General features: G+C 64.7%; 1 pseudogene. It reads left to right on the top strand.

What is annotated here, in order from left to right:
- Positions 1 to 276: pseudogene (locus IVA82_RS14445) on the top strand (IS110 family transposase); the annotation flags it as partial.
- Positions 277 to 507: the final 231 nt, after the last annotated feature.

Here is a 507-nt window from a genome sequence, read left to right as displayed (position 1 = left end):
TGCTGGCATTTGTTGACGAAGGGCGAAGATTACCTGTGGGCGCGCCCAGCCCTGGTGGCCAACAAGACCCGCGCAATGCAACTTCAAGCCGGACATCCGCAACAGAAAGGCAGCCGGCGTGGACCTGCCTATGCCTATAACATCAAGGCGCTGCGCGACCGCGAGATGCTGATTGCCGCCCAGGCGGAGCGAAACTACGAACAATTCGTGTCGCAATGGAAAGCGCGGCGGCCAAGAGCGGGCGCGCGGGCGCCTCAATTCGGCAAGACAACATAGGCAGTCCGGTGACGCTTGCAGCCGACGCGTCACGCTTCGCCACGAGGTCGCCCGCGCCCGACAACCATAATCGCAGCTGACGGCAACTTCCAGCCTGGCCAGTCCCGTTCCATGCAGCGTGCCACCGTGCTCGGGCCGGTCAAGGCCAAGCCTTGCGGTGGCCGCAAGTGCGGCCAGCCTTGACCGCCCCTGCGCGCGGCGGCTGCAAGATTGATGGCCGGGACGGAAGAA

The organism is Bradyrhizobium sp. 142 (assembly GCF_023074015.1).
Taxonomy (GTDB): Bacteria; Pseudomonadota; Alphaproteobacteria; order Rhizobiales; family Xanthobacteraceae; genus Bradyrhizobium.
This window is presented reverse-complemented; position numbering and strand designations above follow the sequence as displayed.